General features: G+C 59.1%; 35 protein-coding genes and 1 pseudogene. 26 read left to right on the forward strand and 10 right to left on the reverse strand.

Annotation, left to right across the window (positions count from 1 at the left end; genetic code table 11):
- Nucleotides 1-471: 471 nt before the first annotated feature.
- Both D3D01_RS25060 and D3D01_RS17380 read left to right on the forward strand, forming a co-directional pair.
- Nucleotides 472-629 (forward strand): annotated as a pseudogene (locus D3D01_RS25060) (cell division control protein Cdc6); the annotation flags it as partial.
- Nucleotides 630-676: 47 nt separating this feature from the next.
- The gene (locus tag D3D01_RS17380) at nt 677-856 is read left to right on the forward strand and encodes an N-acetyltransferase (protein WP_233563474.1); all 180 of its coding nucleotides are present in this window, start codon (nt 677-679) and stop codon (nt 854-856) included.
- 58 nt (nt 857-914) lie between these two features.
- Here D3D01_RS17380 and D3D01_RS17385 read toward each other — a convergent pair whose 3' ends face one another.
- On the reverse strand, nt 915-1,631 hold the full coding sequence (locus D3D01_RS17385; RefSeq protein ID WP_121513113.1) for a helix-turn-helix domain-containing protein: 717 nt from the start codon (nt 1,629-1,631) through the stop codon (nt 915-917).
- A gap of 156 nt (nt 1,632-1,787) precedes the next feature.
- Here D3D01_RS17385 and D3D01_RS24860 point away from each other — a divergent pair, with 156 nt between their 5' ends.
- The 9 genes from D3D01_RS24860 to D3D01_RS17425 all read left to right on the forward strand — a co-directional run bounded on the left by D3D01_RS24860 (nt 1,788) and on the right by D3D01_RS17425 (nt 8,053).
- Nucleotides 1,788-1,910, forward strand: a complete 123-nt coding sequence (locus D3D01_RS24860; RefSeq protein WP_255410218.1) for a hypothetical protein — start codon at nt 1,788-1,790, stop codon at nt 1,908-1,910.
- Nucleotides 1,911-2,050: 140 nt separating this feature from the next.
- The gene (locus D3D01_RS17390; RefSeq protein WP_121513114.1) at nt 2,051-2,926 is read left to right on the forward strand and encodes a sulfurtransferase; all 876 of its coding nucleotides are present in this window, start codon (nt 2,051-2,053) and stop codon (nt 2,924-2,926) included.
- A gap of 86 nt (nt 2,927-3,012) precedes the next feature.
- Nucleotides 3,013-3,210 (forward strand): hypothetical protein, encoded by a 198-nt coding sequence (locus D3D01_RS17395; protein WP_121513115.1) that lies wholly within the window; start codon nt 3,013-3,015, stop codon nt 3,208-3,210.
- Complete coding sequence (locus D3D01_RS17400) at nt 3,207-3,986, forward strand: sulfite exporter TauE/SafE family protein (protein WP_121513116.1); 780 nt, start codon at nt 3,207-3,209, stop codon at nt 3,984-3,986. Before D3D01_RS17395 ends, D3D01_RS17400 begins: the two co-directional genes overlap by 4 nt.
- A 256-nt stretch (nt 3,987-4,242) precedes the next feature.
- Nucleotides 4,243-4,638: a halocyanin gene (locus D3D01_RS17405; protein ID WP_101351920.1), complete on the forward strand. Its 396-nt coding sequence runs from the start codon at nt 4,243-4,245 to the stop codon at nt 4,636-4,638.
- 1 nt (nt 4,639) lies between these two features.
- On the forward strand, nt 4,640-5,155 hold the full coding sequence (locus D3D01_RS17410) for a cytochrome c oxidase subunit II (protein ID WP_101351538.1): 516 nt from the start codon (nt 4,640-4,642) through the stop codon (nt 5,153-5,155).
- Nucleotides 5,156-5,276: 121 nt separating this feature from the next.
- Complete coding sequence (locus D3D01_RS17415) at nt 5,277-6,905, forward strand: b(o/a)3-type cytochrome-c oxidase subunit 1 (RefSeq protein ID WP_233563476.1); 1,629 nt, start codon at nt 5,277-5,279, stop codon at nt 6,903-6,905.
- A gap of 299 nt (nt 6,906-7,204) precedes the next feature.
- Nucleotides 7,205-7,615 (forward strand): thioredoxin, encoded by a 411-nt coding sequence (gene trxA, locus D3D01_RS17420; protein WP_121513118.1) that lies wholly within the window; start codon nt 7,205-7,207, stop codon nt 7,613-7,615.
- A 213-nt stretch (nt 7,616-7,828) separates the two neighbouring features.
- Nucleotides 7,829-8,053, forward strand: coding sequence for a DUF2892 domain-containing protein (locus D3D01_RS17425; protein ID WP_121513119.1), 225 nt, complete (start codon nt 7,829-7,831; stop codon nt 8,051-8,053).
- A 106-nt stretch (nt 8,054-8,159) separates the two neighbouring features.
- On the opposite strand, the gene D3D01_RS17430 is transcribed toward D3D01_RS17425, so the two are convergent.
- The 4 genes from D3D01_RS17430 to D3D01_RS24190 all read right to left on the reverse strand — a co-directional run bounded on the left by D3D01_RS17430 (nt 8,160) and on the right by D3D01_RS24190 (nt 10,481).
- Nucleotides 8,160-8,558 carry a hypothetical protein gene (locus D3D01_RS17430; RefSeq protein WP_121513120.1) on the reverse strand — a complete coding sequence of 133 codons (399 nt, stop codon included), beginning with the start codon at nt 8,556-8,558 and terminating at the stop codon, nt 8,160-8,162.
- 11 nt (nt 8,559-8,569) lie between these two features.
- Nucleotides 8,570-9,715, reverse strand: a complete 1,146-nt coding sequence (locus tag D3D01_RS17435; RefSeq protein ID WP_101351543.1) for an NAD(P)/FAD-dependent oxidoreductase — start codon at nt 9,713-9,715, stop codon at nt 8,570-8,572.
- Complete coding sequence (locus D3D01_RS17440) at nt 9,712-9,960, reverse strand: sulfurtransferase TusA family protein (protein ID WP_121513121.1); 249 nt, start codon at nt 9,958-9,960, stop codon at nt 9,712-9,714. Before D3D01_RS17440 ends, D3D01_RS17435 begins: the two co-directional genes overlap by 4 nt.
- Nucleotides 9,961-10,118: 158 nt before the next feature.
- A complete protein-coding gene (locus D3D01_RS24190; RefSeq protein WP_199722349.1) occupies nt 10,119-10,481 on the reverse strand; it encodes a hypothetical protein in 363 nt (120 codons plus the stop codon).
- Nucleotides 10,482-10,538: 57 nt separating this feature from the next.
- Between D3D01_RS24190 and D3D01_RS17450 the strand changes: the two genes are divergently transcribed.
- On the forward strand, nt 10,539-10,898 hold the full coding sequence (locus D3D01_RS17450; protein ID WP_199725424.1) for an FAD-dependent oxidoreductase: 360 nt from the start codon (nt 10,539-10,541) through the stop codon (nt 10,896-10,898).
- A gap of 9 nt (nt 10,899-10,907) precedes the next feature.
- Here the strand turns inward: D3D01_RS17450 and D3D01_RS17455 are convergent, their stop codons facing one another.
- From D3D01_RS17455 to D3D01_RS17465, 3 genes are read right to left on the reverse strand one after another with little or no spacing between them, the layout of a single operon-like run.
- The gene (locus D3D01_RS17455) at nt 10,908-11,618 is read right to left on the reverse strand and encodes a type 1 glutamine amidotransferase (protein ID WP_121513123.1); all 711 of its coding nucleotides are present in this window, start codon (nt 11,616-11,618) and stop codon (nt 10,908-10,910) included.
- A gap of 40 nt (nt 11,619-11,658) precedes the next feature.
- The gene (locus D3D01_RS17460; RefSeq protein ID WP_121513124.1) at nt 11,659-12,231 is read right to left on the reverse strand and encodes a DsrE/DsrF/DrsH-like family protein; all 573 of its coding nucleotides are present in this window, start codon (nt 12,229-12,231) and stop codon (nt 11,659-11,661) included.
- Between the two features lies 1 nt (nt 12,232).
- Entirely contained in the window at nt 12,233-12,478 is a 246-nt protein-coding gene (locus D3D01_RS17465) for a sulfurtransferase TusA family protein (RefSeq protein WP_101351547.1), read from the reverse strand.
- A 248-nt stretch (nt 12,479-12,726) separates the two neighbouring features.
- On the opposite strand from D3D01_RS17465, the gene D3D01_RS17470 reads away from it, so the two are divergent.
- From D3D01_RS17470 to D3D01_RS17485, 4 genes are read left to right on the forward strand one after another with little or no spacing between them, the layout of a single operon-like run.
- The gene (locus tag D3D01_RS17470) at nt 12,727-13,920 is read left to right on the forward strand and encodes an MBL fold metallo-hydrolase (RefSeq protein ID WP_121513125.1); all 1,194 of its coding nucleotides are present in this window, start codon (nt 12,727-12,729) and stop codon (nt 13,918-13,920) included.
- A gap of 6 nt (nt 13,921-13,926) precedes the next feature.
- Nucleotides 13,927-14,418, forward strand: coding sequence for a YeeE/YedE family protein (locus D3D01_RS17475; RefSeq protein WP_101351549.1), 492 nt, complete (start codon nt 13,927-13,929; stop codon nt 14,416-14,418).
- Nucleotides 14,418-14,888 carry a YeeE/YedE family protein gene (locus D3D01_RS17480; RefSeq protein WP_121513126.1) on the forward strand — a complete coding sequence of 157 codons (471 nt, stop codon included), beginning with the start codon at nt 14,418-14,420 and terminating at the stop codon, nt 14,886-14,888. Before D3D01_RS17475 ends, D3D01_RS17480 begins: the two co-directional genes overlap by 1 nt.
- Nucleotides 14,889-14,908: 20 nt before the next feature.
- Nucleotides 14,909-16,090 carry an inorganic phosphate transporter gene (locus tag D3D01_RS17485; RefSeq protein WP_121513127.1) on the forward strand — a complete coding sequence of 394 codons (1,182 nt, stop codon included), beginning with the start codon at nt 14,909-14,911 and terminating at the stop codon, nt 16,088-16,090.
- A gap of 9 nt (nt 16,091-16,099) precedes the next feature.
- Here the strand turns inward: D3D01_RS17485 and D3D01_RS17490 are convergent, their stop codons facing one another.
- Complete coding sequence (locus D3D01_RS17490) at nt 16,100-16,939, reverse strand: universal stress protein (protein WP_121513128.1); 840 nt, start codon at nt 16,937-16,939, stop codon at nt 16,100-16,102.
- Between the two features lie 379 nt (nt 16,940-17,318).
- Between D3D01_RS17490 and D3D01_RS24195 the strand changes: the two genes are divergently transcribed.
- From D3D01_RS24195 to D3D01_RS17525, 7 genes are all read left to right on the forward strand, one after another.
- Nucleotides 17,319-17,480: a hypothetical protein gene (locus D3D01_RS24195; protein ID WP_170084266.1), complete on the forward strand. Its 162-nt coding sequence runs from the start codon at nt 17,319-17,321 to the stop codon at nt 17,478-17,480.
- A gap of 3 nt (nt 17,481-17,483) precedes the next feature.
- On the forward strand, nt 17,484-18,512 hold the full coding sequence (locus D3D01_RS17495) for a sulfite exporter TauE/SafE family protein (RefSeq protein WP_101351553.1): 1,029 nt from the start codon (nt 17,484-17,486) through the stop codon (nt 18,510-18,512).
- 402 nt (nt 18,513-18,914) lie between these two features.
- Nucleotides 18,915-19,202: an amphi-Trp domain-containing protein gene (locus D3D01_RS17500; protein ID WP_121513129.1), complete on the forward strand. Its 288-nt coding sequence runs from the start codon at nt 18,915-18,917 to the stop codon at nt 19,200-19,202.
- Nucleotides 19,203-19,438: 236 nt separating this feature from the next.
- The gene (locus D3D01_RS17510) at nt 19,439-19,699 is read left to right on the forward strand and encodes a helix-turn-helix domain-containing protein (protein WP_233563479.1); all 261 of its coding nucleotides are present in this window, start codon (nt 19,439-19,441) and stop codon (nt 19,697-19,699) included.
- 420 nt (nt 19,700-20,119) lie between these two features.
- On the forward strand, nt 20,120-20,710 hold the full coding sequence (locus D3D01_RS17515) for a hypothetical protein (RefSeq protein WP_121513130.1): 591 nt from the start codon (nt 20,120-20,122) through the stop codon (nt 20,708-20,710).
- Nucleotides 20,711-20,761: 51 nt separating this feature from the next.
- Complete coding sequence (locus tag D3D01_RS17520; RefSeq protein ID WP_101351557.1) at nt 20,762-21,598, forward strand: DUF4870 domain-containing protein; 837 nt, start codon at nt 20,762-20,764, stop codon at nt 21,596-21,598.
- A gap of 38 nt (nt 21,599-21,636) precedes the next feature.
- Nucleotides 21,637-22,521, forward strand: a complete 885-nt coding sequence (locus tag D3D01_RS17525; RefSeq protein WP_121513131.1) for a DUF6498-containing protein — start codon at nt 21,637-21,639, stop codon at nt 22,519-22,521.
- A 435-nt stretch (nt 22,522-22,956) separates the two neighbouring features.
- On the opposite strand, the gene D3D01_RS17535 is transcribed toward D3D01_RS17525, so the two are convergent.
- Nucleotides 22,957-23,223 carry a hypothetical protein gene (locus tag D3D01_RS17535; RefSeq protein WP_121513133.1) on the reverse strand — a complete coding sequence of 89 codons (267 nt, stop codon included), beginning with the start codon at nt 23,221-23,223 and terminating at the stop codon, nt 22,957-22,959.
- An 841-nt stretch (nt 23,224-24,064) separates the two neighbouring features.
- Here D3D01_RS17535 and D3D01_RS24200 point away from each other — a divergent pair.
- From D3D01_RS24200 to D3D01_RS17550, 3 genes are all read left to right on the forward strand, one after another.
- Nucleotides 24,065-24,412, forward strand: coding sequence for a hypothetical protein (locus D3D01_RS24200; RefSeq protein ID WP_198560263.1), 348 nt, complete (start codon nt 24,065-24,067; stop codon nt 24,410-24,412).
- 170 nt (nt 24,413-24,582) lie between these two features.
- Nucleotides 24,583-25,491 (forward strand): permease, encoded by a 909-nt coding sequence (locus D3D01_RS17545; protein ID WP_101351561.1) that lies wholly within the window; start codon nt 24,583-24,585, stop codon nt 25,489-25,491.
- A 165-nt stretch (nt 25,492-25,656) separates the two neighbouring features.
- Nucleotides 25,657-26,694, forward strand: coding sequence for a hypothetical protein (locus D3D01_RS17550; protein WP_101351562.1), 1,038 nt, complete (start codon nt 25,657-25,659; stop codon nt 26,692-26,694).
- Nucleotides 26,695-26,734: the final 40 nt, after the last annotated feature.

A 26,734-nucleotide genomic window follows, 5' to 3' on the forward strand; every position in this document is an offset into this window, starting at 1 on the left:
AATTCGGTCAACAACTACCGAGTCCGGTGGAGAGTACACACTTCCCACCGGGTTCCTCAACCGGGTAGTTGCGACGATATCTAATCAGCAGACAGCGACAGAATTCTCCACTAAACTAGAACGGATGACCGCAAAACGGTGATTCGGTCATACACTCTGGAGAAATATGTGGTGTATCATCCCTCTCCCGTTTTTGTCGAACTAACAGCGGAAGCAGTGGGGTGGGTGTATCAATCCACCGCTCCCCTCTCGCTGTGTACTCACTCACAGTTATCCGGTCCCGTTTCGCAAGGAGTGCACTACTCCGCTATCCTCCTAACAGCGGAAGTGGTGGGGTGGGGGTGTAGAGGGTAGCGATTCACTCTTCCCTCTAACAGCGGAAGCGACGGGGTCAGTCATTTATATACCCAGCCGAACAGCGGAAGCAGCGGAACCAAAGGTGAAGAGAGTCCGTGTTGCAACTACATACAAATGAGCGATATCACGTTCTCGCCGACATCCACGATATTCGAAAACGCGAGGCGCTACTCGAAGAGTGGACTCCTGAGGAGCTTGTTGGACGTGACGAAGAACTCCAGAAGTATCACGCTGCGCTTCAGCCAGTCATTAACAACGAAACCCCGTCCGACTATTCGTCTGTGACATTTACGTTGGCGAACAGTATCGCGGAACGAGACTGGCAGACGGCCTGTTCGACCGTATCAGTGACTGGGCTCACGAAGCCGGGTGTGAGGAGATCAGTCTCGATCAGCATGTCGACAACGACCGAGCCAACGCTTTCTACGAGAAGCACGGGTTCGAGCGGACGAAGTGTCACATGGTTGCCAGCGTAGAAGACCCAATGAACCGCGGGTGATGGTAGCACATCAGAACCAACCTAGAATAGCAACGGTATCAGTGTATAATTCATGCCGTCACATCGTCGACATGTACGCTTCGACGAGTGCCGCCTCGGCCTGACGCAGCCTGTACGAGACCGTCGAACGCGGCCAGTCGAGTTCCGCTGCGATATCGTCGAGGGTCGTCTCGCGTGGCGTCTCGTAATAGCCCTTCTCGGCAGCCAGTTCGAGCACCCGGCTCTGTTCCGGCCGAACAGAAACTGAGTCAAACAGGGTAAGCAACGGGCCGGCCGCGTCGCCTACGTGGTCGAAGTGAAAAGAGAGTCCGTCCTGAAGGACGCCCCCCAGTGTATCGTACAGCATCCCGACTTTCTTATCGTCCTCCATGAGGATGCGCCAGCGCTCGGTGTTCTCCTGCCGGGTTATCTCGAAGAGGAGTGCGCCGTTGATATACCGGTTCGTGATCGTTGGCACCGAGTCGCAGTGGACGAGATCCTCGAAGTAGCTGTAGACGAGACTGCGCTGGGAGCCGTTTTCGAGCACGTCACTGTAGTGGCGGCCGCCGCAGGGGCGGTCACTGATACTCAGTTGATTGTACGCCGACCCCGTCAACAGCGCCGTCGCGTCTTCCACGACAGAAGTGGGGCCCGTTATTCGGTCCAGCCGCCAGAGTTGCGCGTTCCCCATCGAACAGAGGAACGTCGTCGAACGGGCTTCCGGTGTCTCGATGAACAGATCCATTAGCTCGTCGACGCCGTCGTTGTACCGGATCTCGAAGACAAACTCCCGCATCTGTTCTGTTTTGCGTGTGGACAGTACAGTCAATTTCGGTTCTGGTTGTTCGTTTTTTGAGCGGCAACCAGATCGCGTCTCTGCTGACAGCATCCCCTCGCGCGCTTGTCGCAGGACAAGACAAGATACAGGCGTTCAAGCACATAACATAGCTATATGAGCAACACTGCCGCTGATGACTCCCTCCCGTGGTTCGTCAAAGTCGTTATTGCAATAGCGCTGTTGATAATCCTCTTTATAATCGGTATCGATCTGCTAACGTTCGCCGCAGCTTGGTAGCGGTATCTGTCGGTTCCGGTCTGAAACCGTCTCGCCGGCCACTGGAATTTTCACACAGTTGTCAGTCGGCGAACGTAGAACTATGTATTTATTTTAAGTATCAGCAGACACGACAGCACTACGACCGACCGAACTGGACAATGAGTGCCCACCGGAATCAGCCACAGCGGATCAAGAACGCGCTGGTCACGCCAGAATGGCTTGAGCATCGGCTCGAGACTGTCGCGTCTGATTCGCCGGACCTGCGACTCGTCGAAGTCGATCTTAACACCGATTTCTATGCTGAAGCGCACATCCCCGGTGCGGTTTCGATCGACTGGCGACGACACCTCCAGCACGAAACGCGACGCGATATCCCATCGAAAGCGGCGCTCGCAGACCTCCTTGGCACACGTGGCATCACGGACCAATCGACGCTTGTTCTCTACGGAGACAGCTCGAACTGGTTTGCGGCGCACCTGTACTGGATGCTCACCTACTACGGCCACGAAGACATCTATCTCCTCGATGGGGGCCGGAGACACTGGCTTGAGTCGGGGCGACCGACGAGCGAGAGCGTCCCGTCGTACACGCCACGGTCGTATCGGCCGGGTGGCCCGTACGAGCATGTGAGAGCGTATCGACACGACGTGCACCGAGCACTGTCCAAGCCGACCGCGCTTGTCGATGTCCGGCTTCCCGAAGAGTACGACGGGACTATCCTCGCACCGCCGGGGATGACGGAATCCGCGCAGCGAGGCGGGCATATTCCCGGCGCAGTGAACATCGTCTGGTCCGAGAATCTCCGCTCTGACGGTCGATTCAAATCTCTCGAAGCACTCCGTCGGCTCTACTGCGAGTATGATATCGACAGCGACCGCGACATAATTGTCTACTGCCGGATCGGCGAACGATCGTCGTTAACGTGGTTTGTGCTGTCTGAACTTCTCGGTTATTCCTCGGCCAGAAACTACGACGGGGCGTGGACTGAGTGGGGGAACCTCGTTGCTGTTCCCGTGACAACTGACCGGACGTAGCGAGAGTGCGCTTTACCCCCTGTTGCTACCCGGAGTTGTCACAGGCCAAACGGAAGACTAACTCACGGAAGGTGGGACTGCCTGGTATGCTTTCGATACCTGTCTCGCGGTTGCCCCTCATGGGGCTGCTCGCAATTCCGTTCGTAGTCGCGTTCGTAGTCGCACTCGAACCAGTTGCGTTCCTGGCAGTCATCAATACGGCCCTCATCGTCGTCGCCGTTCGGGTCATGTTCGGCGCGGATGATATCACCACTATCAAGCGTGCGGTGAGCCGACGGCGATGATGTCCGGTGGCCACGGTACAGGGGTGGTGAGTGGCGATGTCGGCCTTGTAGTCTTCGCCCTGATTGGGCTCCTCGGCGGTGCACACTGCCTGGGGATGTGTGGACCGCTCGTTACCCTGTACGCCGACCAGTTAGGTGACGACAGCCCTGTCGCTTGGGCAGAAATCCGCCAGCACCTCCTGTTCAACTTCGGACGAACGGTGAGCTACGCGGTTCTCGGCGCGCTCATGGGGCTGCTCGGAACCATCGTCTATGACACGGCAGCCGTCGTTGCGCTGGCAGATAGTTTTCGGGCAGTCGCCGGAATCGTTGTTGGGGGATTCATAATGCTGACCGGGGGGCTGTACCTCCGGACAGGGACGGCGACGGGCGCTGTTGCCAGGGTCGGGTCTGGGTCACTGCTGTGGCGTTTTAGCACGCGATTACACAAGCACGTCGACCAGTGGGTCGACGGTCCGCGTATCATCGCGCTAGGTGCGGTGCACGGTATTCTCCCGTGCCCGCTCCTTTATCCGGCGTTTCTGTACGCATTCGCTATCGGGTCACCGGCCTATGGCGCGCTTGCACTGTCCGTGCTTGGACTCGGAACCGTCCCTGCAGTGTTCGGGTACGGTGTCGCGTTCAACTCGGTTTCACCGCGGTTTCAGTCCCGACTGCATCGCGCGCTCGGAGTAGTGTTCCTCGTTCTGGGGTATCTTCCGCTGTCGCATGGACTGATGATTTTCGGTCCGACGGTTCCACATCCATCGGTTCCCATCTACCAGCCACTGGGCTAACCCGCCGAAGGAGTTGATCGCCGCGATCAGTGCACTAGCACCGTCGTTCCGACGATAGCCCAGCGTCGAGGGGAGCCGTCAGGTGTTGCGGACTTGTCCTGCGACAAGGGAGGTTACAATTCCATCGGGTCGCAGAAGACGAAACAGTATGGGTACTACAGAGGACCGATCAGGCACCGTGAGGCCGCAAGCCGGCCGCGACCGACTGCATAGCTGTCGACGCATCCGTAGAGTGGTCTTCCGAGCGGCGTCGTCAGTGGCTGCACTCGTGTCCGTCGGCGCTGCAAGTGCACAGGAAGCAGGCGCTGGCACCGCGAGCGGAGGTAGCGGGTCCGGGCTCGTCGTCACGGTAGTGGCACTGGGGCTTACTGGACTCAGTATCGGTGCGGTATATCTACTGAGTTGGCGAGATAGACCGGAGCCGTCGTTTTCTCCCGCGACGACCACCACTGAACGAGTCGCCACTCCACATAGTGGACAGATGTTCGAGTCCGAAGTCCCACAACGCGAGACGGAGTCGGTCGACCACGACGCGTTCGACCCGGTCGGGACCGGACTACTGCTCGTGCTGTACTTCGTGGTCATCTCGCTGATGTGGCTGTTCATGTACTTCGTCGAATTTCTCGGGAACGGGCCGTCGGTGGTGGGATAAAATGCACGTCCACAGATTCGAACGGCTGTGGCTGGTGGCCGCGCTCGCGATGATTGTCCTGTTCATTGGCACTGTGACATACGGCGCTGTCGGCGCTGGCTACGGGATGGTCGATGACACTGGCGGCCAGGTCGACCCCACAGATGCGACGGCCAGCGAGAACTTCCGAGAGCCAGGTGTGTACAACGGCAGTGAACCGGGCCACTACGACGTGTATATCGAAGCGAAGCAGTTCCTGTTCGTCCCCGGGACAAGCGAGCCAGTCCGTGTCCCGGCTAACAGCACCGTCACGTTCCACGTGACAAGCACGGACGTGATCCACGGCTTCGAGGTCGTCGGCACGAACATCAACACGATGGCCGTCCCTGGACAGGTAGCGACGGTCACTGTCGAATTCGATGAACCGGACGAGTACGGACTCGTCTGCAACGAGTACTGCGGGAGCGGCCATCACACGATGGAAGGCTCGTTGCACGTCGTTCCGGCCGCGCAGTTTACTCAGACCGAGGTGAACTGAGATGGCACACCCACACAAGTCAGGACAGCCACAAGCCTACGAAAGCGACACGGCACAACTGTCGGACCGCCTCGCCTTTGTCGACAAGTTCCCCAGCGCTGCGCGCATCACTCGTCTCTCGATGGGGGTTTCGTTTACCGCACTGACAATCGGTGCGCTCCTAGGTATCGTCCAGGCTCTCCACCGAACAAATGTCTTCCGGGGCGTGATCAGTTCTGCCGATTACTACTCCGTGTTGACAGGCCACGGCGTCTTGCTCGCGCTGTTTTTCACCATCTTCTTCCTGACAGGCATCTTCACGTGGGGCACGAGCCGAAGCCTCGGCAGGGAGCTCCCCTCGCCGCGGTTTTCTCTGGCGTGGTTCCTGCTCATGTTCTCCGGTGCGGTGATGACAGCAACAGCCATCTTCGGCGGGCTGGTCGGCCAAATCCCGTTTTCTGCGGACGTACTGTACACGTTCTACGCGCCGCTGCAAGCCCATCCGCTGTTTTATGCTGGGTTGGCGGCCTGGCTCGTTGGGACGTGGCTTGCTGGAGCCGACTGGATACGTGCCTACTACCACTGGCGGCAGGACAACCCCGGGGAGCGTATTCCGCTCCAGATGTTCATGATACTGACGACGATGCTGATGTGGTACATCGCCACGCTCGGCGTCGCCGTCGAAGTGTTGTTCTTCCTCCTCCCGCTCTCACTTGGCCTCATTGAGAGCGTGGACCCGCTGTTGACCCGGACGCTGTTCTGGTTTTTCGGCCACCCTGTCGTCTACTTCTGGCTGATGCCGGCGTACTTCGCGTGGTACACCGTCCTCCCGAAGCTCTCCGGCGGACGGCTGTTCAGTGACCCGCTCGCACGCGTCGTGTTCATCCTCTTTCTTATCCTCTCGACGCCGGTCGGCTTCCACCACCAGTATGCTGACCCCGGCGTGCCGGAAGGATTCAAATTTATCGCCATGACCAACACGATGTTCCTGTTGCTGCCGAGCTTCCTCACCGCGTTCACCGTCGTCGCGAGCATGGAGTACGGCGCTCGCCAGCGTGGCGGGACCGGCTATCTGGGCTGGCTGAGGGCGCTTCCGTGGGGGAAGCCGGCCTTTGCCGGCTGTGCGCTCGCAGGCATGATGTTCGCCGCCGGCGGCTTTTCCGGCATTATCAACGCCGGAATGAACATCAACTCCCTCATCCACAACACACTGTGGGTTCCCGGCCACTTCCACCTCACCGTCGGGACGGCCAGCGCTCTGACGATGATGGCGATAAGCTACTGGCTCTACCCGCAGATTACCGGGAAACGGCTCCAGTTCTACGGCATCGCGCAGGTCCAGCCCTACATCTGGTTCATCGGGATGGGGCTGATGTCGAACGCGATGCACCGCGCGGGACTCGCCGGTGTCCCCCGGCGGACCGCAGAACCCCAGTACCAGCAGTTCGACTTTGCGCCGGTACTGGGGTCAATGGCGGAGATGCGTCTCCAGATTGCTATTGGCGGGACGCTACTGACGCTCGGGGCGCTCATGTTCGTCCTCGTGATGGTCGGGACCTGGCTGGCTGAGCGGGGTCGCGGTCGGTTGCGCGTCGACAGCCACCTCCCCGAACCTATCTCCGGGCCGTCCGACAGTCCGCGGGTCCTCGACAACGTCAAGCTCTGGTTCGTCATCGCTGTCGTGCTCGTTGTCATCGCTTACGGATTCCCTATCTACTCGATGGTGGCTGACGGCGCGCTGAATCCCGCGGCACCGCCGTTCCCGGTCTGAACACGGGTCGAGTTACAGACTGCTTCGTCTCGTTGTGGACTGAGCGACAGAGGGAACCGGGAAATGAGGGCCACCGCGATCTGAGCAGTGCGGTCTTGATGACGCTGGCACGACGCTCGGGGCCATGGGCGGCGTGGGATTCAGGGCAGCGCCCAGAGACATGACTCCTCAGCAAGACGCTGTCCTGATAAGCAAGTGTGTCGTGACCGGCTTGGAGGGGGCGGGCCGCCCGCCACAGGACATAGTATTGTATGAAAACTGCAAAACAAATAAACGCACCGAACACATACTGGACTGTGATGGCCGACGAGCTAGCAGAAATTCGACAGAAGAAGCTCGAAGAACTCCGAAACGGAGAGCGAGGGACCGCCGCTGAGAACCGGAACAACGAGTCGCCGGCCGACCCCGTCCACGTCCACGGCGCAGGAGAACTACAGGACACCGTCAGTGATGGGGTCGTCCTCGTAGACTTCTACGCTGACTGGTGTGGACCGTGCAAGCAACTCGAACCCGTCGTTGGACGCATCGCCGCTGACACTGTCGCGACCGTGGCGAAAGTCGATATCGACGCAAACCAGCAGTTAGCAGCAAAATACGGCGTCCGTAGCGTGCCAATGCTGTTGCTGTTCACCGATGGGGAGCCGGTCGAGCGCATGGTGGGAATGCAACAGGAGCCACGGCTCCGCTCGCTCATCGAGAGCTACGCCTGATTCTTCGGCCGTGTTATCCGCGTTCGATATCGCAGTGGAACCACATCGCGTGGGCTGATAGGTCCACGCCGCAATCACCAGCAAGAGACCGAAATCGGTTCGGCGGGTGAGACAGTATGGCTGGTGAACGCTGGTACCCGTGAGTTCGGGGGATGCTATTGTTTATATTGCACAATCGAAACGCTATTATCCTCGGAGGACATAGTGTATAGCATGGAGCGCAACGTCGGTTCGACAGAAAAGACTGCCAGAATTCTCATCGGTGCCCTCGCGGGGTTGCTATCGCTCGGTATCCTCGCCAGCGCCGTTCCGCTGCCGGCGATGCTCGCGCCTGTGCTCGGGTTTGCCTCGGTGTTGCTGCTCGCCACTGGGGTCACCGGCTTTTGCGGGCTGTACGGACTCTTGGGTATCGACACCTGTTCTGTCGACACACGGTGAACAGTCTGGACCTACCGGTTTCACAGCAGCCGACAACTGATTCTTCAGAAGGTAGATGGGAGCCGGTTTCCGCTTGTTCGCGCGCGTGACGACAAAAAATCCGCTTTCACTGGTTTTGCACGGCGCGTCCGAGAGACCGAACGACCGCGAGCAAGTATCGGACGCCGGTGAGAAACTCGCCGCTTCGAATCCCATCCCAGACGTCGTGCAGGTCAACTGGTCCGCTGGAGTTCGCGTCGCCGAGTGCGCCGAGGACGGTCTGTAGCGCGCCCCGTGTGTCGTCGCTGGCGGCCGTATCCGCAAGTTCACCAAGCGAGGCCCCGGTCCCGGCGAGGGATGTGATCATCTCGTCGTCCATCGCAGCAGTCCCGAGTTCGGCTACTTCGACCATTTCGTTGACAGTATCCAGGTTGCGGACGAACGTGGCGAACGCCTCAGGGTTCTCCTCGATGGCGGTGGTCAGTTCCTCGGTCAAGTCGTCGGCTGATGGTTGTTGTTCACTCATAAGTGGTCACCTCAGAGCAGCCCCCGCGCTGTGAGCCAGTACGACTCGTTGTAGGCAAGCTTCGACCAGTGCATGGCCCGGGTCGGCTCACTCGGTTCCGGCGGGCGTTCGTAGTCGAACTCGACGAACGTGGCGTCGTCCATCCCGGTCTCGATGAAGCAGATGGTCTTACCGCCATAGACCGCCGTCGCTGGCTGGCCTCGAAGATCGCTTGCAAGCCGTTGAGCGACGACATTAGCCTGATAGTGCGCCGCGCTCCCAGCCTTTGGGACCCCGGTCTGGGCGGCATCGCCGATTGCGTACACGTCGTCGAAGCCGGTCGCCTCGAGCGTGTGCTTGTCGACATCCACCCACCCTCCCTCGCCGAGCCCAGCCGACTCAACGAAATCGCTACCGGTGTGTGGCGGGATAGCGACGAGGAGGTCATAGTCCAGCTCTGTCCCTTCCATCGACGTGATCGTCTGTGCCTCGGGGTCGACCGCCTCGGCGTTGAACATCGTCTCGATGCCGATGTCACGCTCCCGGAGGCGCGGGTCGGCCCATTCCGCGATGTGTTCGTTCCCGTGGACCCGCATGATGGGGTAGGTGTACGTGATATTGAACGCCTCTCGACGGCCGCGTTCTCGGAGCCAGTCGTCGACCATGAACGTGAACTCAAGCGGCGCGGCCGGACACATATGTGGCGTCCCGACAACGCTCAGGACGATGTGGCCGCCGTCCATTTCCAAGAGTTCGTCACGGAGAGCTTGCGCACCCTCCTCCCCGTAGAAGTGGTGCCCGGCTTCAGCGAGGCCCGGAACCCGCTCCGGTTCGAGCTGTGCCCCCGTCGCGACGACGAGTTTGTCGTACGGCGCGGGGTCGATGGCGTCAACAAGTTCGAGTTCTTTTCGCTCGTAGTCCACATCGACGACGTAGTCCTGCCGGATGGTAACGCGGTCGTCGACGACCTCTCGAAGAGGCCGCCGGCCGTCCGCGGGTTCGCGCTGTCCGAACGCGACGTAGAGCCACACCGGTTTGTAGACGTGGTCTTCACTGTCGTTGAACAGCGTGATTTCGACCTCGCCGGCGGCTAGCTCTGCGTCGAGTTTCTCCGCGAGGGTGTTCGCCAGTACGGTGCCACCGGTGCCGCCACCGACGATTGCGATGTGTTCAGTCATAGTTTCTTCACGTGAATCCTGTAGTGGTCGTCCTCATCGACAATCGCGAGGACTTCGTTGCCGGACTCGTCGGCCCACTCCTGCACCTCCGTCGGCGACTTCTCGGCGTCGCTCAACAGGGCGATAACGGAACCGGTGTCGACGGCCCGAACCTCCGAAATGAGGTCCATCAGCGGACCCGGACAGGTCGCGCCCCGAGCGTCGACAGTCGTGTCAGACTCAGTGTGACTTTGATTGGTGGTCATGCTTTCTCGTCTGGACGTAGGCTAGCTATGCATTTAATAATGTGCGTCGATTCCAAGACTGTGAGAAAATACCGTTCGCTCATGCGCACCCACGTCTGGCGGTGACACACCGGTTTACCGAAGATTCGGAGAGAAGCCTCGACCACTGGGGGAGGCTGTCAGTCGCGGTATCGAGTGAGGACGAGGACTAGCAGCGCCACAACTAGTACCACCTGAACCGCCTTGTCAACGTAGCCGACAAGCGTGTAGTTGCCCGCTTTTATTACCAGCCACAGCGGGATCTGGACGGCAGTGTACGGTATCGCCGCGATGGCAAGCGTGCGCCTGCGGATGCCGCGGACGTATAACGCTGCGCCGCCGAGAAAGCCCAAGCCAGCGAGCACGAGCGGCGGTGCACCCTCCACGATGCCGGGGTAGATATGCGTTATAGCAGTAATGACTACGAGAACGACGACTGCTCGCTCGAGCGTGGCCAGCGAGGCGACTCGTCCACCGGTCGACTGCGACTGTGTCTCTGTCATGTCACAGCCGACACGCGAAACCAGCATATATCTGTGGTTGGCACACGACAACAGACCATGCCAGCACTCGACAGGCTAGTCGGCGGGGATGGACTGGAAGCCATCCGCACTAAAGCGGGCGGACGAATCGCTGTTGATGGTCTGTTCGTCGCCCTGGGCACCGCTGGTGGCACCGACATCGCGGAGGCACTCGGTAGCCCGGTCGAGGGCGGGGAACTCGAGACCGCACCCGACCAGTCGACGGCAGCCGACCGAGTATACGCGGCCAGCGACGTGACCGGTGGTCAGCAACAAATTTCCACGTCAGTCGGAGAGGGCGCTCGGGCAGCGATGGACCTGCTTGAGGATTTTCGTGGGGCCGATTACGTCGACTATAAGAAGATCGGCGACGCGACGGCACTGACGGCGGAATTCTGACGTACCGAGTCAGTCGAACCGACCCGACCGCCGCTGATGGGTGGCGACCAGTCCGAGGAAGTTCTCGAACACCGTCGTCGCCTCCTGAGCGGCCGCGACCGACTCATCGGTAATCGTTGACGTAACTGCCGCTCGCCGGTCGTCGGTGAGGTCCTTGTTGCCGATGACCCACTCGGCCGTCTCGCGGTCGTACTCGGGGTGGAACTGGACGCCGTAGCGCGTGCCGAGTCGAAACGCCTGTATGCCGTACTCGTTTCGTGCCAGTTCCACCGCGCCCGCAGGCAGTTCGGCGACCCGGTCGGAGTGTGTCTGGAACGCGGTGAACGACGACGACATGTCTGCAAACAACGGGTCCTCGCCTCGACGATTGACTGTTCGGTAACCGAGTTCGTGTTCGCCCATGTCGACCACGCGCCCGCCGAGAGACTGAGCGAGGAACTGGTGGCCCCAGCAGATCCCCAGAGCCGGGACGTCCGCGCGGTGTACAGCCCGGACCCACGACGTGAGGTCGTGAATCCAGCCGTGGTCGTCGTACACCGATGTCTGTGACCCGCTGATGACTACGCCGTCGTACCGCCAGTCGCCGCCCGCGGGCACCGGTGGGAGATGACCATCGCTGATTTTGTACACCGCCGTGTCGGCGTTGAGCGACCGGGTCAGGTTTCGTTTTGCGGGTGTCTCACCGACTGATGCATCGACGATTGCGAGTGTCTGGTTCATGAGTAGGGTCCGTCAGAAGCCGCTCAGTGGCTTTCGTCGCTCAGACGAGCAGTTGGATGTCGGACTCGGCCATGTGCTGGAGCGCGGTGGCCGCGCCGACGCCGACAGTGACGTCATCGTGGAAGTCGTCCTCGTCGTAGTCCATCAGCTCGATAGTCATCTGACACGCCTGCAGTTCGACGCCCTGGTCCAGCGACAGCTCGATGAGTTCGTCGATCGTCGCCGTCCCGTTGTCGTCGATGCGCTTTTCCATCATCCGCGTCGCCATGTGGTCCATGCCAGGCAACGCTGCGAGCGCGTTCGGCATCGGCATGTTCGGGTTACCGACAGCCGACAGCTGGAGGTCCCCGGATTTCTCCTCGTGGAGGATATCCAGTCCCCAGAACGTGTGGAACACGACGACGTCCCAGCCGAACGCGGCCGCGGTGCTGGCAAGGATAAGGGGCGGATACGCCATATCGAAGGTCCCCTGCGTCGCGATGATGGTCATCTTCTTTTGCTCGTCGTCGGCTTCCAGGTCGGCGACGGTCTCTTCGAGTTCTTCGATGCGAGCCTGTAGCTCCGCCTCGGTCATCGAATCGTCGTCACCCGCCGATGGTGTGTCCGTGCTCATTTTAGGCCGTCTTCTCGACGTAGTGTTTGTACACGTCGCCCTCGTCGACCTGTTCGAGCAGCGCCACGCCGTTCGTTCCGTCGGCCCATCCTTTGATGTCACTCATACTGCCGCTGTCGGTCGCGATGACCTCCAGTACTGAGCCCTCTGCAAGGTCGTCTATCGCCTGTTTCGTCTTGACGACCGGCATTGGGCACGATGCACCTTTCACGTCGAGCGTCTCCGCGATATCGAATGCTTCACTCATTGTTGGAAGGACTCCATCTACTGTATTGGAGCTACTGCACAATATCAGTTCGACAGTTAAAGTGTTTTCGATTATTGCACAATTCTGGCACGACAAGTATTGGCCGAACGATGCGAAAATCAATCTGTGCGACTCCAGACCACTATTTTCTATACATATCCGAGTCATTGCTTCATTAGTATTGTGCGAATTAGGAATTCCTATACAAACCCTTTTATGCCTCAACCCTGTAGCAATGAGTGTACTACATGAACGCTGAAGACTTCCCGACGCCGGACGCAGACGTCGAATCGGTCACGCCTGAGACGCTGAAATCGCGCATCGACGACGGAGAGTCGGTCACAATCCTCGACGCGCGTATGTCTGGGGACTACGAGGAGTGGCACATCGACGGGGAGAACGTCGAATCCATCAACGTCCCGTACTTCCATTTCCTGGAAGACGAGCTGGATGCGGACATCATTGCGGACGTTCCGGACGACCGCGAGGTCACGGTTCTCTGTGCCAAAGGGGGTGCCAGCGAGTACGTCGCTGGCACGCTTGCGGAACGCGGCTACGACGTGCACCACCTCGAAGACGGAATGAACGGCTGGGCGCGCATCTACGAGACCGTCGAAGTCACCGACTACGACGGGGCTGGCACACTGTTGCAGTACCAGCGCCCGTCCTCTGGCTGTCTCGGCTATCTGGTCTACGACGACGACGAAGCCGCTATCATCGACCCGTTGCGCGCCTTTGCCGACCGATACTTCGACGATGCTGACGAGCTGGGCGTCGACCTGAAATACGCGCTTGACACGCACATCCACGCGGACCACATTTCGGGGGTCCGCGGCCTCGATGCGGCGGGCGTCGAGGGCGTCATCCCCGCAGCTGCTGTGGACCGCGGGGTCACCTACGCCGACGACCTGACGACTGCCGAGGACGGCGACACCTTCGAGGTCGGCAACGTCACCATCGAGACTGTCGCGACGCCCGGCCACACGACCGGGATGACTTCGTATCTCATCGACGAGAGCCTGCTCGCCACCGGTGACGGGCTCTTCATCGAGAGTGTCGCCCGGCCGGACCTCGAAGAGGGCGACGAGGGTGCGCCCGACGCGGCCCGAATGCTCTATGAGTCACTGCAGGAGCGCGTGCTGACACTGCCTGATGATACGCTCATCGGTGGCGCGCACTTCAGCGACGCGGCCGAGCCGGCCTCCGACGGCTCCTACACCGCACCCATCGGCCAGCTCGTCGAAGAGATGGACGCACTCAGTATGGACGAGGACGACTTCGTCGAGACGATTCTGGCCGACATGCCACCGCGACCGGCGAACTACGAGGACATCATCGCAACAAACCTCGGGCAGAACACCGTCGACGACGAGGAGGCGTTCACGCTGGAACTCGGACCGAACAACTGCGCGGCGAGCCAGGAATCGCTCGCGGGTGACTAACCGTCGATGGTAGCTGATCCTGTCCCGCTGCAACTGGCCGCCGAGCTGTTCCCCAACGGTATCAGCCGGTACGCCATCGGCGGCCTCTTCGTTGGTCTCGGCGCGGCGGTTATTTACGTGGGCACCGGCATCAGCGCCGGCGCAAGCACGTTCCTCGAATCGACGCTGTCGTACGTCTCCAGTCAGTCGCGCTTCCAGCAGTACGTCGCCTCTCGGGACTGGCGACTCGTGTTCACGCTCGGCATCATCCTCGGCGCGGCCGTGTACGCGGTCGTCTATCAGGGCGGCGCGTGGACGACAGATGTCGCCTGGTGGCGGCTGTTGCTTGGTGGGCTCTTCGTCGGTGTCGGAACCCGCGTCGGAAAAGGCTGCACCTCGGGCCACGGCGTCTGTGGCGTGGGGTCGGCCTCGAAAACGTCACTGGCGGGCGTCCTCGCCTTCCTGCTGGTCGCGATACTGACTGCACAGGTGGTCGCCGCGCTGGGGGTGACGCCGTAATGGCGACATCGACGGACCGACACCCGTTTTTCATCCCGCTCGTGCTGGTCGGCGGGCTCATCTTCGGCTTCGGCCTCGGCTACAGCCACATGGCCCGCCCCGAGGTTGTGCTGAACTTCCTCCAGTTCGAGGACTTCGGTCTGTTGTTCGTGATGTTCGGTGGCGCGGCCGTGACGGGAATCGTGTTCTTCGTCATGCCGCGCGTGCTGGACCGGGCACCGCTGACCGGCGACCCGTTCGAACGGCGGCTGAAGTCTTTCGACCGGAACGTGCTTATCGGTGGCGCAATATTCGGCGTCGGCTGGGGGCTCTCCGGAATCTGTCCGGGTGCCGCATACGCCAGCCTCGGCATCGGCAACGTGACCATCCTGTGGGCGCTCGCGGGGATGTTTATCGGTGCGTACCTGCAGGGCTGGTGGCGAAGCCGGGCGACCGATGGCGTCGACCCGTCCCCCACGGGAGCGGACTGACTTTCACCTAGGGTTTTAGAATGGAACTCCAGCTTCTCGCGCTCTTCTTGATTGCCGGTCTCGCGAGCCTGTTCATGTCGTGGGTCATCGGAGCCGGCTCCAGCGGCGCAACACCCTTCGCGCCCGCTGTCGGTGCCAACGCCATCTCGACGATGCGGGCGGCGTTTGTCGTCGGCATCTTCGGGCTCGCGGGTGCGGTGACACAAGGGGCGAACGTCTCTGAAGCGGTCGGACGCGGCCTCGTCGGCGGCGTCACCCTCCCCGCTACGGGAGTCATCGTTGCGCTGCTGGCCGGCGCTGGGCTGATGGCCGTCGGCATCTACACCGGCTACCCCATTGCAACGGCGTTTACTGTGACCGGCGCAATCATCGGTGTCGGGATGGCTCTCGGTGGCACCCCCGTCTGGGGGAAGTACCAGCAAATCGGTGCCGTCTGGGTCCTGACACCGGTTGTCGGCGGCGGGTTCGCCTACGCCATCGCGAGTGTGCTGCCGCGGCCTGATGTCCCGGAGGCGGCCACGATTCCAACGCTCGCGGCGCTGGTCGGCGTCGTACTGGCCAACGTCGAGTTCGCGTTTCTCGGGCCCGACGGCGGTCCCGGCTCGCTGACGAGCCTCGGCCCGCGACTGCTCGACATCGACGGCGTCGTGGCAACAGTCGCCCTCTCCGGCACTGTTGCCGCCGTGGTGTGGGCCGCGGTGTACCGAGACATCCGCCACGACGAGGCGGGCGGACTCAGACGCGTCCTGCTGGCGCTCGGGTCACTGGTCGCCTTTTCAGCCGGGGGGAGTCAGGTCGGCCTGGCGGTCGGCCCGTTGCTCCCACTGCTGGACGATGTCGGTATACTCTCGCCAGCGGCCGTCCTGCTGGGGGGCGGCCTCGGAATTCTGGTCGGGTCGTGGACCGGCGCGCCACGGATGATAAAATCGCTCGCGCAAGACTACTCCTCGCTGGGGCCGCGGCGCTCTATCGCCGCGCTCGTCCCCTCGTTTCTCATTGCCCAGCTCGCTGTCTTCCTCGGTGTGCCGGTATCGTTCAACGAGATTATCGTCAGCGCTATCATCGGGAGCGGTGCCGCGGTCGGGGGCAGCGAGGCGGTTGACCCACGAAAAATTCTGGTCACCGTAGGTGCGTGGGCTGGGTCGTTCACGCTTGCGCTGGCCGTCGGCTTCGGGTCTATGACCGCAATGAATGCGTTTTGAACGCCGGTTTCAGGCGGTTCGCGGGGGCGGGACGAGGTAGACGTTTCCGTTCGCCCGCGCGACGATATCTTCGGAGACGCTCCCGAGCAAGAGCCGACGCATCCGGCTCCGGCCACGAGAGCCGACGAGCGTCGTCGTTGGCGTCACGGACGCTTCGACATCGAGAATCGCCTCAGCGGGGTCGCCACGGCGGATCTCGACGGTCGTTTCGATGTCCCACTGCGCCAGTGTGTCCGCGAGTGAGCCGAGGCGGTCGGACGGATCCTCCTCGGTTGGCGCATCTTTCGGTGATTCAACGTGGACGAGCGTCGCTTCCTGGGTCGCGTGGCGGAGATACTGAAACGCGTCGAAGGCACGCGCCGCGTTCTCGGAGAAGTCAGTTGCATAGAGCACCCGCTGGAACAGGTGCTCCCTGAGTACGTCCGGCTCGTCGGTACTGCGTTCGATGCGGTTGACCAGCAGCGGCACCACCGTGGTTCGCGCGAGGTTCCGGGCCGTGGAGCCGATGACGCGGTTGTCCAGTGGACTCTGCCCTCTGGACCCGATTATAGTCATGTCGGCTTTCTCTGCCTCTGCGATACCATTGATACGGCGATGGGGTGTCCCACGCACGACGTGGGTCTCGGTCTCGAACCCAGCGTCTTCCATCACGTTCTGGTACCGCGTAAGTCCCTGTTCGCGCCGCTTGCTGAAATTCATTCCCGGCATCCCCGCGTGCACGTTTGACGGGATGACCGTGACGAGGTGGATCGTATCGACACCGATCCGGCCGAGACACTCAAGACACGTCTCGTTCTGTATCGCCGCTTCACTCGCCGCCGAGAGGTCTGTCGCATAGATGGCTCTCATACCTGACGGTACGCGACCGACTGTTAATATTGTTTTGATTGTACAATACAATGGGGGCGTGCGTTGGGAAGCAGAGCTATAATCTCACCTGTCGCCCGGTCGGTTTCGGGAACTACGCCGCACTGGTCTGCACGTCAGCTAACACGACAGAGTAGCGCGCGCAACTTTATTACGGGCAAAATATCGGTTTTCGAAAATTGGTCGGACGTGGTCAATATCCACATAACGTATACAGATATCCCCGTGGGATAGCGGTGTGATACTTGTCAATAATATTGTCCACCAGTCCCAAAACCGTTATCAGTACCCTTCGTCTAGGATAGGTCGAGTAGAAAAGTATGATATATGCACGACAGCACAACTTCGGAGGCGAACTTCCATGGTAGACCTCGCGGCCTTCACATCGATGGGCGCAGGCGGCATCGACGCGGCGATGCTCATCGGCGCGGTACTCCTGGAGGCGGCCATCCTCTACGTCGGGTACGGAGCAGTGGAAGAGGTATTCGGACAGCGTGTCGTCGAGCGGTTGCGAGGGGAGTGACCGATGGAGATACTTGGACTCAGCCTGGCGATGGTGGTGTTGTTTGTCGGGTTCGGCCTGCTCATCGGCGTTCTCTTTGGCTTCTTCGGGATGGGTGGGTCGTTCCTTGTCACCCCGGCGCTCCTAGTGATGGGGTATCCCACCCGAGTCGCCGTCGGAAGTGGGCTCGCGTTTGTGTTCGGTACATCGGTCATTGCCACACTGAAGCACAGAGACATGGGACAGGTCGATTACAAACTGGGAGTGCTGATGATCGCCGGGACGACTGCCGGCATCGAAGCCGGGAAAGAGATTGTCCTCCATCTGGAGGCGCTCGGGCTGGCTGGCAGTATCATCAGCGTCACGTACGTCGTCCTCCTGGGCGGTATCGGCGCGTTCGTCACCTACGAGGCACTTCGAGGTGGCGATAGCGGCGAGGGGATTGACCACGATGCCGCAGCAGGCGACATCGACGCCGACGACATCCCGGAGATAGCTAAAACGATTCAATCGTACCGCATCCCGCCGATGATATCGCTCCGTGGCGGCGTCAGCGTCTCCCTCTGGATGATACTTGGTGTCGCGTTCGTCACCGGCTTGCTTTCGGGCTTCCTCGGTGTCGGCGGCGGATTCATCCGTATGCCCGCGCTGTTCTATCTCATCGGAGTTCCCGTCCCCATCGCTGTCGGGACTGACCTCTTCGAGATTGTCTTCTCCGGCGGGCTCGGGAGCTTCCTGTACGCGCTGGACGGCGGTGTCGACCTCGGTATCGTGCTCCCACTGCTGGCGGGAAGCGCCTTTGGGGCCCGCGTAGGGTCCGCTGCGACGAGCATCGTCGACGAGGATGAGATCAAGGTGTACTTCGGGCTCATGTTGCTCGGTGGGGCTCTCGCCGTCGCAGTCCGTGAAATCGGCAACGTCTACAGTATCGACGCCCTGAATACGGTCAGTCTGGCGCTCATCCTTGGTTCCGCACTGCTGGTCAGCGGTGCTGTCGTCTACAGCAGCATCACTGCGCTCCGGGAAGAGAGTCAGTCGTCATCGACCGTGTGAACATATTATCGACAGCCCGTTAATCGGTACAGTGCTGTTCGAGGTAAACATCAACAAAATAATAATTCCGGACACAGCCACCAGCTAGTCCATTCCTCGAAGACTGGATTGCTGACATACTTTATCGGCGCTGAACCGTTATAGAAAACAGACCGATCTACCGCCTGTTTCTCCACTCTTCGAGAATGGCGATGTGATCATCGCTCGCTTCGAACGATGCCACGTCCACAGAATGGTGGTCTGTCATCGGTTGCATATCGGATTTAGTACACCCAGCGATACGATAACTGTCCCGCGCTGGGAATAGAACAAGATTTTTTCGAGAGAAGAGACCGAAGCCTGTTCGTGATGTAGTCGTCTGGAGGGCGGGTTTATTTGGACAGCCTGTGTACTACTTCCCGTATGCCAGAAGAAGTGCTGTTCAAATCGGAACGTGACCAGCGTCGAGAAGAGATTGCATCGTACCTCCGGACAGTCGCGGACAATCTCGACAGCGGGGCTGATATCACTCTGAAAGCAGGCTCTGAGACCGTAACACTGACTCCCCCTGCTCGACCGACCTTCGAAGTCAAAGCTGAACGTGAAGGGCCGGCAGGTAACATGACCGAGCTGAGTGTCGAGTTCGAACTTGAGTGGGACGAGAGCGATGCTGAGGACGGCGGCGGAAGTAGTCAGTTGGAAATCGAGTAACATCCCGCACACACCGAAATACTGTCAAGTATGTTCAAGCTGTTGGTCACATTCAGCCTACCTATCGCTCACATCTTGCAGTCTCGATACGGCAGAGAGTAGTGAGTAAACGATGCAGTTGATATGGGTGACGGATTCACCGTCCTCGCGGACACCTGCACCAATCAACGTCACGAATCGCGTGACGCCGTGGTCGTTCATCGCGGAAAGTATACCTCATCGGGAAGGCCCACACACTGGCGGTTCTTAGCGCGTTCGCGTTCGCCGAGGAGCCGCTCCGGTTTAGCGATGTTGAGACCAACCTCGATGTCGCGCCGAACACGCTCTCGACGCGGCTGAAAGAGTTGAACGAAGCAGGGTTACTCGGCCGTAAAGCCTACAACGAAGTTCCACCCCGCATGGAGTACACACCGACTGCAAGGACGGAATCGCTGTTTCCCGTGTTTGCGCACTCCACCACTGGGCAATCGAGTACGAACTCTAAGGCCGATTCCTGAAGCAATACTCGAAGTCTACGATTACCGAGAGTCGAGGAGAAAGCCCCGTGCTTTAGCGCGGGGAGGATGTCGGTCTGTCTCCAACGCGAAAGGTGTGTCATCGACAGGGGGTGAACAGTTTCGTCGCTTTGTTGGCGATCCAGGCCAGCACGAACTGCTCTCGGCTTTGGTAGTCGTCTCAACACAGCCGCTCCCGTTGAGAGCGCTCACTATTCGTGGTTCCACATCCTGTTGGGAGTCCGCGGCTCCGAACCTCCGTCGGTTTGTTTTTTCAGAGGCTGCATCCCAACTCGGTGTCGTATGGTGGTTTCTCAGCTACTGAAGATAGGCGCTCTCCGTTTCACGGCCGTCAAATTGCAGTTCAAGGGGATGAAATCCTCGTCTGATTTTAATTATCCCCGTCAACTATCCGACGGTACCGTGTCCGCGATTCCAACCTGGATCGATGAACGGATTGACCGGAACCTCGACAACACACTCACACAGGAACACGTCGTCGAGACGATGCTTGCGTCCGATCGACCGTTCTTTTCGATCCGTCAGCTGCATGCGCGCATCAAGCCTGACGTTAGTCGGGCCACGGTTCGGAACCGGCTTCAGGAACTACAGGAGATCGACGTTGTCGCAACTGAGACGTATCCTGACTCGATCAGCCTGTACTACATCAACCATCCAGAGTCGGACTGGCCGGTGTCGCCCGAGGGCAAACATGCGCTGAACGCAAACACCCCGCTGGATCGGCTCTCCACTCGCGGATTCCTTACCTTCTCGGACACGGCCGGAATCCGCACACTTGTGCTCGCTGGGTTCCAGTTGAGTCTTGTCATGTTCGCACTCGGTGGCGTCCTCACGGTCACTGGGACTGACGTGCGCGGGACCCAAAGTGACATCGTTCTCTGGGGCACCGCGTTTGATCTAGTATTCGTGAGCATACTGTTGCTCGTCACCGAACGGACTGTTCGGTGGGTTCGTGACAGATACGGTCCACTGAACGTCCTGCCGTCGACATAAGCAAAGCGAATCAGAAATCAGTACCACAGCTCAAAGCCTGCCACGCAACCCATGTCCTCCACACCACCCACGCCCGGACCCAAACTGCTCGATGACCGCTCACTCAGTGGAATCCTCATCCATTTCTTCGCGATTCCAACCGGTGTCGTCGGAGCTGGACTCCTGTACCTCCTCGCCACTGACGAATTCACAAAGCGAAACGCCCGTAATGCACTTGACTGGCACCTCACCGTGTTGCTGATAACAGCCATCACACTCGGCTCTTTCCTCACTTATGCCGAACTTACTGGACAGGGCATCACCGATGTTTCTGTTCTTCCGTCGTCCGTGTCGACGATTGCCGGTATCGCTATCTCCGGACTTTTTGCCCTTTGGTTCGGTGTCACGGTTTGGACATTCGCCGTCGGACTCATTGCGATGGTAAAAGCCATCTTCGGGACAGCATGGCGGTATCCGTTTTCGTTAGCTCTCGTTGAGCAGCTCGAATCACGTATCGATCTCCCCGGAGGATGGCCGCTTGTTATATTCGGGTATGTCGTCCTGTCACCACTCGTCATCTGGGCCGTTTTCTTTGCTTCAACAACTGATCTCGTGTCGATTCTCTCTGCTTTCGGACTTGTCGGACTGATACTGGTTTTGACCCCGCTAACAGGGGTCGCAATGTATCTTCATAGCCGGGGAGATTGGCTCCGAGAGACCACTCAGCAGCCATACCTTCTCGCACACGTCGGCATTCCTATCCTTGTCGCTGCTATCGGCTATGCAGTTTCACTGGAGTTCACACAGTCCATATACCCGCAAGGCGATGCAATGTATGTCTTCCTTGCTGCATTCTGGATGTCCGCAATCGTCTACTTGCTTCGATGGTGGACGAGACCGTCAAAATAGAAACACAGTTATCTCAGCCGTACTGACACCCCTTCTGGATGTCTTCAGCGGCCCTCCAGCGACCTGCTGACCGGCAGTGGCTCACACTGACTCTTGTTCTTGTCTCGAATTCACTTCCGGTAGCAGGAGTCGTGGTTCTGGGATGGCGTGCAGCCGAAATACTGGTCCTCTACTGGATCGAGGTCGTCGTAATGGTGGCTGCCTACAGCGTGGCAGCACTGTTCGCGAAACAGCCAGTCGTCCTAAAAGACCGCGAATTCTATATCGTTGGCTACGGGAGACGCGAGGAGATCGACGAGGACAACTGGAGCGGCGAGCCCGAACCGATGGACAGGCTCAAAAGCGTGTTTCCGGATGCAGTCGAGTCGCGCCTCCCCCCGGTGTATCGGCGGAACTTCCCTGTTGTCGGACGGTCGCTGGCCGTCGTGCTGTTTCTCGCCATACTGTGGGGCTATCTAACTAACACCCTGTCGAATCCGGTGACTGCCCTTCGGTCACCGACTGTCATACTCGGATCACTGCTAGTCTGTACGTCGCAACTCGCTGAACTCCGACGGGAGTATTTCGTACCGAGGACGTACGAAGACTGGTCGGCATATATGACAGTTGAGGCGGCACAGCGGGTCGTTGCCTTTTATATTATGCTGGCGATTGTCGTGGTTCCTGTGACTATTATCGGCCTGTTGGTGCTCGGACTCATACTCGATCTGGTTTTCGGTGGGCTCGTTATTCCTGACGCTGCGGGTGGTGCGTCCGGACTCGATCTATCGGTTTTCGCTCCTGTGGTCGTTTTCTCAGCGGGGAAAGCCGTGGTCGACTGGTCACGGCGGGCCGTCGGCATCCGAACCGATGCGGACGGGCTTGCAGGCTGGTTCACACCGGAGAACCCGCACCTCCGTGAGTGGGAGCAAGAGCGTCGATGAATTCACAACCTCCCATGAAATTGCTCACCCTGTCTTTCCGTGGAGGCGATCACTCGGACACTCGCGTATGACGTGAGCGGTATTTGGGACAAGTACACCGCCGGTAGACGGCCATTTGACCTTCTCAGTCCTCCGGGTGCGTTGCAAGGTCAACCACTGACCGCGGCGGTTACTGCTCATCGCCGAATCGGCACCGGTGGTGTCGATGCCGTGCGCTCGCTCAGGGTTAACCGGGATGGTGGTAGTCATAGAGGGGGCGTGGTTCGGGAATGCCCTGGATGATATGGTTCCCGGTGTCGGTGTCTCGGTTGGACACGACATCGTGTTGGACAGCATCGCACTCTCCCGCGCTTCGAGCGCAGCCGTGAAATCACCACTGCAAGACAACACAGAGTCCCATTGTATTCACCTGTATACCGTTCTGCGAGCAATGGACTACTCCCAGTAGACATCAATCGGTTCACCAGCGAGTCGTGCGCGGACCAACAGGTACGTGTAATGGACGGGGACGTAGCCGAGACAGAGTAACCAGCCCTGTGGGTTTGAGACTAACGCCCATGTGCGTTCAATGCCTCTCACACCGTCCGCTGAGAGCGCTTGCAGGCCGGTAACCGACTCAAGAGCCGGTCCGATGACCATCACAAATATGGACATGTAGAGAAGGGCCACGACAAGAATTTCGAGCGATTGGTCAGCACTCATCGTTCGTCAAGTGGCAGACTGTAGCTGTAGGCGACACATAAAGTCACGCTGTGGATAGCTGGCATATCTATTGGCTGCGCCGACGGAGACGCCCCTGTAATCGTCACGTTTTCGCCACACGCCGCACCGATTAGCCACCCTATTTCTCGGACGATACTCACACCTTCTCCCTGAGCAACTGAATTCACCGCAGTCAATTCGCATCCTCGCTGGGTTTTTTCAATCGCTGCTATGAGGAAATAACTCGCTCTACAGCGGCTACAACGAGTTGTATAGGTCTTCGATCGAGCGTCGGAAGTAGTCCCGACAGGTGTCCGGAGCTAGATCAGCTGACTCTGTTGAAACCCCTGCTCACTGGGAGTCTGCAGTGGCTGTGCTGAATACAGGGCACGAGTCGGGCACAGTCAGTGATACTGACGTATTTGTCCACCGATGGAAATGACCGCCTCACCGTGTCACAGGCCTGTTTATATGATTTTCAGAAGTATCGGTATCATGGCATTCCTTGAACACACCACCCTCGGCGTTCACGTCCTCTTTGGCTTCGTCGCACTCACGGCCGGTGCTGGCGCGCTCCTCACGAAAAAAGGTGCTCCTGGCAGCGACGGCTCGGCCGCACGTACGTGTACGCGATGGCAGTCGTCTCGGTCACGGTACTCGGACTGCTCGTGGTCGGCCAAACGATGCTCCGGGTGTTCCTTGGCTTCGTCGCCGTGTTCAGCTTCTACGTCGCGTTCTCCGGCTATCGTGTCCTCTCCCGGAAACGAACTATCGACACCCATAGCATCGTCGACTGGGTGGCCACCGGACTCTTCGGTGTGTCTGGCGTCGCCTTGCCGCCATGGGTACGTGGTTCCTCAGCGACGGGAACCAGTTCGGAATCATCATGCTCGTCTTCTGTGGTATCGCGCTCACCGCGACTGTGAGCGATATCCGCCAGTTTCGCGCCACTGACCTCGAACCCCGCACGTGGTTTTTCGAGCACATCCAGCGCATGGGTGGAGCGTATATCGCGACTATCACCGCGTTCATTTCGACAAATGTGAGAGACGTCTCGGTTGGTCTCCTGCCGGTAATATGGTTGACTCTCGTCGCCGTCGGTACCACTGCCGTCTGGTACGTCTCCCGGCAGTACAGGGCCAAGTTCGACCGTGGCACCGACCATCAGCCAGCGGTGGTACAGGAATGAAGTGAAACCCCGCTTATCAGCACTATTTACGACGTGAATCGTGGGATTATGATCTCGAATTATCGCCGGGAGAATTGAGTAAGCTCATCTTTAACACCCATCCGAACAAAATGACAAATTGAATGAGCCCTGCATCTACATCGAACAGGTCCCCCGAATCTTCCGATCCTGTGTCGGGCTATCGCGACACGCTCAGGTCGGCCTATCACGATTATATCGGCGAACCGGCGAAAGAGCGAGACATCTATGTCGGGTTTGGCCTCTTCTTCGCTGGGGTCACGCTTGCCGTTGTCGGATTCTGCCTCTTTTTGTACAGTAACGTGCTTGAATCCGGGAGTACACTTTACTGGCAGATCCGAGAGGTCGCACTCGTCGTCGGGTTCATCGGGCTTCCCTCCGTGCTATTGAGCGTCGTCGTGCTCCTCCCGGTGGGTTTCAAGACCCGGTTTGTTAGTGCCGCTGGCGCGGTCTTCTGTCTCGCTGCAACTGTAATTCTGGTTGATGTCTTCCCGTACGGATGGACAACCAGTGAGGGTATCAATGGGAGCGTCTGGACGATTAGCGTCTACGCTACTGGCCTAGTTACGCTTGCAGCTTCGACAGGAGCGGCACTGGTCGCGCATTATCTTGAGCAGGCGACAGCCCCAAGCGAATCGACCGAATCGCTTGAGTCAGCCGAGAGTGAATCAGAGTCGGTCAGCAAAGCCGATGTCGACAACGACATACAGCAGGCTCTGGAGGGGGCGGAGCTATCGTGGGGTGGCGTCGAACAACAGCCAAAGACGAAGCGGCTGAATCTGGATATGCCGGACACAGACTCGGACCTCGACCGGACGGCCATCGAGAACTCCGAGGCGACCACGACACGGGCCGACAGCAACGACGTTGACGACGCAGTAGACGGACTCAGGCAACTGCAGGGAGGCCAATCAAAGACGGACCGAGGTACTGGAACCGAAGAGCAGGTCAACGCGCTTACCGAGTTCCGGAATGAACAGAGTGAAGGCGATGATGTGGAAACTGGTGTCGAGGAGCAGAAGGGACTTATGAGACGTCTTCGGTCATTATTATTCGATTAATCCGTCTGACTGAGCCACATGACATCTACGGCGTCAGTCTGGGAGCGTAGGTTTTACCGTGTTAGTAGACTCCTACGCACCGTCGCTGTAGTGTTGGTACGTAAGTTGTAATTGGTTCTATATTATAGGCTAGTTTTTTCAACTTGGTGGGAGGAATACAACTGTATGCCCCAAGGTCTCGATGTTGGTACGATGAACCTCCTGTCTGCACGTCAAGACGGTAACGAGACAGTGTTCGTGCAGCAGCGGAACTCCTTTGTTGAAATTGACTACAGCGACATGGCCGAACAAATGCTGTCGCGAAGTGACGTTCTCCACATCCGCAAAGATGATCGGGTCTATATCGTTGGTGATGACGCCCTGAATTTCGCGAACATCTTCAGTGAGGAGACACGGCGACCGATGCAGGCTGGGATTCTCTCAAGCGACGAGCAATCAGCCATTCCGATGATTAAGCTCATTACTGAACAGGTAGTCGGACAACCGGAGTATCCGAACGAGCGGCTGTTTTTCTCGGTTCCTGCGGACCCTATCGACGCCGATGTCTCGACGCTGTATCATCAAAAGACCATTGAGTCATTGCTTACTGATATGGGATACAGCCCGGAGCCGATCAATGAGGGGATGGCTGTTATCTACTCCGAGCTAGCAAATCGTGAGTTCACCGGCCTCGGTATCAGCTTCGGCGCAGGGATGACCAACGTCTGTCTGTCGTACTATGCAGTCCCCGTCATGAAGTTCTCTATCGCACGCGGTGGTGACTGGATTGACGAGCAAGCTGCACAGGCGACTGGCACGCCCGTCGATAAGGTTACCTCGGTAAAAGAGGAAGACTTCGCGCTAAACTTCGAGACGGATGTCGGTGGGATTGAGGGTGCGCTGAGCATTTATTACGATAATCTCCTCGACTACGTCATCGAGAACATCATCAGTGAGGTTGATGAAGAGGATGTCGAGGAGGGACTGGATGTCCCGGTTGTCGTAACTGGCGGGACATCGAGTCCTGACGGCTTTGAAGAGCTGTTCGCCGAACGGATCAACGACTCTGAGATTCCGTTCTCGATTAGCGATGTCCGTCAGGCTGAGAACCCACTGTATAGCGTTGCACAGGGAGCGCTCGTCGCAGCGCGGTCGGAAGAAGAGCGGGAAGGGCAAGCCGAGCAAGCCGAGCAGGCCGAAGAGCCGGACACCACCGCCGAGTAGCGGGTATTCACCGATCGCACTACTGCTCGCCTGCGTCAGT

The sequence above is a fragment of the Haloarcula sp. Atlit-7R genome, assembly GCF_003666065.1.
GTDB classification, from domain to species: Archaea; Halobacteriota; Halobacteria; order Halobacteriales; family Haloarculaceae; genus Haloarcula; species Haloarcula taiwanensis.